General features: G+C 74.0%; 6 protein-coding genes. 2 read left to right on the top strand and 4 right to left on the bottom strand.

Features of this window, described 5'->3' with window-relative positions; translation table 11 throughout:
• The 4 genes from C6N75_RS25635 to C6N75_RS25650 all read right to left on the bottom strand — a co-directional run.
• Positions 1 to 821 (bottom strand): asparagine synthetase B family protein (locus C6N75_RS25635; RefSeq protein WP_146132675.1); only part of this gene is annotated, 821 nt, incomplete at its 3' end.
• Positions 822 to 899: 78 nt separating this feature from the next.
• Positions 900 to 1,853, bottom strand: coding sequence for a PLP-dependent cysteine synthase family protein (locus tag C6N75_RS25640; protein ID WP_105871257.1), 954 nt, complete (start codon positions 1,851 to 1,853; stop codon positions 900 to 902).
• A gap of 36 nt (positions 1,854 to 1,889) precedes the next feature.
• Positions 1,890 to 2,693, bottom strand: a complete 804-nt coding sequence (locus tag C6N75_RS25645) for an HpcH/HpaI aldolase family protein (protein ID WP_105871258.1) — start codon at positions 2,691 to 2,693, stop codon at positions 1,890 to 1,892.
• Positions 2,690 to 3,550: a TauD/TfdA dioxygenase family protein gene (locus C6N75_RS25650; RefSeq protein WP_105871259.1), complete on the bottom strand. Its 861-nt coding sequence runs from the start codon at positions 3,548 to 3,550 to the stop codon at positions 2,690 to 2,692. The genes C6N75_RS25645 and C6N75_RS25650 overlap by 4 nt, the downstream gene beginning before the upstream one ends.
• Before the next feature lie 358 nt (positions 3,551 to 3,908).
• On the opposite strand from C6N75_RS25650, the gene C6N75_RS25655 reads away from it, so the two are divergent.
• Together C6N75_RS25655 and C6N75_RS25660 are read left to right on the top strand one after the other, a co-directional pair.
• The gene (locus tag C6N75_RS25655) at positions 3,909 to 4,115 is read left to right on the top strand and encodes a tautomerase family protein (RefSeq protein WP_105871260.1); all 207 of its coding nucleotides are present in this window, start codon (positions 3,909 to 3,911) and stop codon (positions 4,113 to 4,115) included.
• A partial coding sequence (locus C6N75_RS25660) for an MFS transporter (protein ID WP_105871261.1) occupies positions 4,112 to 5,035 on the top strand: 924 nt, incomplete at its 3' end. The genes C6N75_RS25655 and C6N75_RS25660, both read left to right, overlap by 4 nt.

The following is a 5,035-nucleotide window of genomic DNA, read 5'->3' on the forward strand; positions in this document are numbered from 1 at the left end:
GCCAGCGCCGTCACCAGGGAGGAGTCCAGACCACCGGAGGTGATCAGCGCCACCGGCACATCCGCCACCAGCAGCCGCCCCACCTCCTCGCGCAGCAACTCCCGCAGCCTGCCCGCGACGTGACCGTCCCCGCCCCCGCCCAGAGCCTCGACCTCCGCCGCCCGCCGCCGCGTCCGCGGTACGCCGCCCAGCTCGCACACCCACGTCGTGCCGGGCTCCAGCACCTCCACGTCCTCGTACACCGTGCCGGTGCCGAACGGCGTCCGCGTCGCCAGATAGGCGTCCAGCGCCGACTCGCGCATCCGCCCGCCGACCCCGCCGAACCCCAGCAGCGCCGGCAGCTCCGAGGAGAAGCGCAGCGACCGGCCCGCCGCCTCCCACCGCAGGTACAGCGGCTTCATCCCCGCGTGGTCGGTGGCCAGCAGCAGCTTCGGCACCGCGCCCCGCCCGTCCAGCACCGCCACCGCGTACATGCCGTCGAGCTGCTCGGTGAAGTCCTCCCCGTACTCCAGATACAACGCCGGTAGCACCGACCCGTCGCACCGGTCGGGGATCACGTGCCCGCGCGCCTGAAGGCGGCGGCGCAGCTCCTCGTGGTTGTAGATCTCCCCGTTGAACACCACCCGCACCCGGCCGCCGGCCCCGTACGGCTGCTCCCCGCCGTCCAGGTCGACCACCGCGAGCCGGTTGTTGCCCAGGCCCCAGCCCGGCTCCCGGCCGGTGCCGGTGCCGTCGGGGCCGCCGTGCCGCTGCAAGGCGGCGACCGTCCGCAGCTCGTGCGGCGTCACCGCCGCGTTGAAGTAACCGAAGATCCGGCACATGTCAGCTTCAGTCTTTCCGTGGAGACGTTCCGGGGGGTGGCGAAGGCATTTCCGTACTGCTCGTCAGAGGGCGGGCGTTCAGCGGGCCGTCGACAGGTACCGCTCCCCGCTGTCGGGGAAGACCGTCACCACGCGGGCGCCCGCCCAGCGCGGCCGGGAGGCCACCGCGCGGCTCGCCCAGGCCGCCGCGCCGGAGGAGACGCCGACCGGCAGCCCGGTCACCCCGGTCACCTCCCGGGTGGTGGCCGCGGCCGCCTCGTCGGAGACCGCCACCACCTCGTCCACCAGCGACAGGTCCGTGATCTCCGAGACGTAGCCCGCGCCGATGCCCGGGATGCCGTGCGGGCCTGGCTCGCCGCCCGACATCACCGCGCTGCGCTCCGGCTCCACCGCCACCACGTGCACCGAGGTGCGCTCCTTCAGGTACCGGGCGGTGCCGGTCAGGGTGCCGCCGGTGCCCACCCCGCACACCAGCACGTCCACCCGTCCGCCGGTGGCCCGCCAGATCTCCGGACCGGTCGTCTCGTAGTGCGCGCGTACGTTGGCGGGGTTGCGGTCCTGGTGCGGCACCCACGCCCCGGGCAGCGTCGCGGCCAGCGCCTCCGCGTACGCCCAGGCCGCCGGCAGCCCGTCGCCGGCCGGCACCAGACGCACCTCCGCGCCCAGCTCCTTCAGGATCAGCCGCCGCTCCACCGTGGCGTTGTCCGGCATCACGATCACACAGCGGTGCCCGCGCCGGGCGCACAGCGCCGCCAGCGAGATGCCGGTGCTGCCCGAGGAGCACTCCACCACCGTGCCGCCGCGCGCCGGCAGCAGCCCGCTCTCCTCCGCCTCCCGCACCATGTACAGCGCCGCCCGGTCCTTCACGCTGGACAGCGGGTTGGCCATCTCCAGCTTCGCCAGCAGCTCCACCGGCCCGGCCGGCCCCGGCAGCGCCACCCGCAGCAGCGGGGTGCGCCCCACCAGCTCCTCCACCGACCCGGCCGACCCGGCCGTGCCGGCGGCCGGCCGCAGACCCGTATCCGTCGTCATGGTCCCCCTGCCCTCCCTGCTCAGGGCCGCCGCCGCTCAGGCGGCGGCCGCGCCCAGCGCGCGCGCCGCGTCCAGATGCGCGGCCGCCGCCTGCTGAAGGTGTGTGATGTCACTGGAGACGGTCGCGAAGGTGAACCCCTCCGCCAGCCGCTTCGCCGCGCTCGCCCCGTCCATGACGTGGATGCCGCAGGCGACGCCGTGCCGCCGCGCCGCGTCCGTGATCCGGGCCAGCGCCTCCTCCAGCTCACCGGCGGCCGCCGGATCGCCGAAGTACCGCGCGCCCAGCGCCGCCGACAGGTCGGCCGGCCCCACGTACACCGCGTCCAGGCCCTCGACCGCGCAGATCGCCTCCAGGTCCGCCAGCGCGGCGGCCGTCTCGATCATCACGATGCACGCCACCCGCGCGTCGATCTCCGCCGGGACCGAACCCAGCCGCAGCTCGCCGCGGACCGGCCCGCCCAGCGACCGCGTGCCGGCCGGATGGTGCCGGCAGGCCCGTACCGAGGTCCGCGCCTGCTCGGCGCTCTCCACCATCGGCACCACCACGCCCAGCGCCCCGGTGTCCAGCGCCGCCCCGATCGCCACCGGGTCCGGCGAAGGCACCCGGATCACCCCGGCCGACCGGCCCCGGGCGTCCACCGCCAGCATCGCCGCCTGCCAGCCCGGCTGGTGCAGCACCCCGTGCTGCCCGTCCACGCCGACGTAGTCGTATCCCAGCGCCGCGATCCGCTCGGTGCCCACCGGGTTGTCCAGCGCGATCCAGTAGCCCACCAGGGGCTCCCGGGCCCGCAGCCGCGCCGCGAACTCCGCCGGATCGGGCCGCCCGGCCGCCGCGCTCACTCGCCCTCCCGCAGGGCGTAGCTGCGCTTGCCGTCCAGACCCACCGGCACCTCGCCGTTGATCGACACCCGGTGCAGCACCCGCGGATGGGCGTCGTAGTCGTTGACCGCGTAGTGCTGGGTGCACCGGTTGTCGAAGATCAGCACGTCGCCCGGACGCCACGTCCAGCGCGCCGTGTTCTCCGGCCGCCGCACATAGCCCTGCAGCACGTCGATGATCGGCCGCGACTCGCGCGGCTCCATCCCCACCAGCCACTGCGCGAACCCGCCCAGGAACAGGCTCGGCTCACCCGACTCCGGATGCACCCGCACCACCGGGTGCGCCGCCTCGAAGCGGCGGGCCAGGAACGCCGCCCGCACCTGATCGCCGCGCTCGGTGCCCAGCCGCGGCTGCTCGGCGTGGTTGGTGTGCACCGCCCACAGCCTGTCGGCGATCTCCCGCAGCTCCGCCGGCAGGTCCTTGTAGCCGGCCGCCGCGTTCGCCACCAGGGTGTCCCCGCCGTACGGCGGCAGCACCACGCTGCGCAGCGTCGTGCCCAGCGACGGGGCCGTGGTGAAACTGATGTCGGTGTGCCAGTGGTCGGCCCGCTGGTCCTCCCCGTCCACCGCGATCACCTGCGGGGCGCCGTCCACCGTCCGCATCATCGGATGCTTTCCGGTCAGCGGCCCGAACCGGCCGGCGAACCGCAACTGGTCCTCGTCGCTGATGTCCTGATCCCGGAAGAACAGCACCTTGTACGCGAGGAACGCCTCGTGGACCTGGCGGAAAACCGCCTCCGACAGCTCGGAGGACAGGTCGACACCGGTCACCTCCGCGCCGATCCGTCCGCCGAGCTGGCGTATGTCGAAAAGGGACACCGGCATTCCTTCCGAGGTGATCAGAGCTGTGGCGCCCCCGTGGCGGGCAGGCTTCGCGGCGCCCCGCCCGCCACGGGAGACGGACCCGGCACCGGCCGGACGGGCCCGGCCGGGGCAGGACGGCGCCGATCACACCACGGGCCGGAAATCGGCGGCAACGCACCGCGGCCACCGCACGCCGACTTCACCAACTCCCGCCCTCCAAGCGGCAGATGACCATGAGTCGCGCGCCGACTTGTTCAAGTCGCGCCCCCGCCCGCCACCCCGCTTGCCGCCCCGCCCGGGGCCCGGCGATTCTCAAGCCGCCGCATCCGTGCACGCGGTCCCCGGCCGCACCGATGAGCAAAGGACCGCCGACATGCCGGTGATCACCGTCAACTGGTGGCAGGGCAACGACCGAGAAGCCCGAAGGGAGCTGGTCTCGGGCATCACCGACGTCGTCACCCGGGTCTCCGGCTGCCCCGACGACGCCGTCACCGTCATCGTCCGCGACGTCGACCCCGGCCACTGGGCCAACGGCGGACGCCTCGCCGACGAGAACCGCCAGCCCAGGAGCCGTCGATGACCGCCACCGCCACCCTCGCCTCCCTGCACCCCAACATCCGGCTGCGCATCGGCGTCGGCTTCGTCCAGCGCCTGCTGTCGATCATGCTCATGCCGCTGCTGGTCATCCACCTCGCCGTCCTCTACGGCCCCGCCGCCGCCGGCGTCCTCACCGTCCTGGTCGCCGCCGCCGGCATCGCCGCCAACTTCCTCGGCGGCCACCTCGCCGACATCCACGGCCGCCGCCCCGTCATGGTCGCCGGCGAACTCGGCGCCACCCTCACCTTCGCCCTGCTCGCCCTCGCCAACTCCTCCTGGTGGAGCTCCGGCGCCGCCACCTTCGCGCTCTTCCTCCTCAACACCTGCTGCTCCCAGCTCGCCACCCCCGCCGCCGACGCCATGATGGTCGACGTCTCCACCCCCGAGAACCGCCCGCTCGTCTACACGATCAACTACTGGTCCATCAACCTCGCCTTCACCGTCGGCGCGCTCCTCGGCGGCTTCCTCTACGACGGGCACTTCCTCCAGCTCCTCACCGGCGCCGCCGTCCTGTGCCTGGCCACCACCGCCGTCATCTGGCGCTGGATCAGCGAAACCGCCCCCGCCACCGCCAAGACCACCGCCAAAGGCCCCGCCGCCATGCTCCGCGGCTACCTCGCCGTCGCCCGCGACCGCGTCTTCCTCCTCCAGATGGCCGCCGCCGCCCTCATCGCCGCCGTCGAAATGCAGATCGGCTACTACATCGCCGTACGCCTGGCCCGCGAGTTCCCCGACCAGACCCTCCTCGGACTGCACGTCGACGGCGTCGCCGTCCTCGGTGTCCTGCGCGCCGTCAACGCCGCCCTCGTCGTCGCCCTCGTCCTCGCCGCCACCACCCTGCTCGGCCGACTCGGCGACCGCACCCGCCTCTACGGCGGCATCGCCCTGTTCACCGCCGGCTAC

The organism is Streptomyces solincola (genome assembly GCF_002982015.1).
Taxonomy (GTDB): domain Bacteria; phylum Actinomycetota; class Actinomycetes; order Streptomycetales; family Streptomycetaceae; genus Streptomyces; species Streptomyces solincola.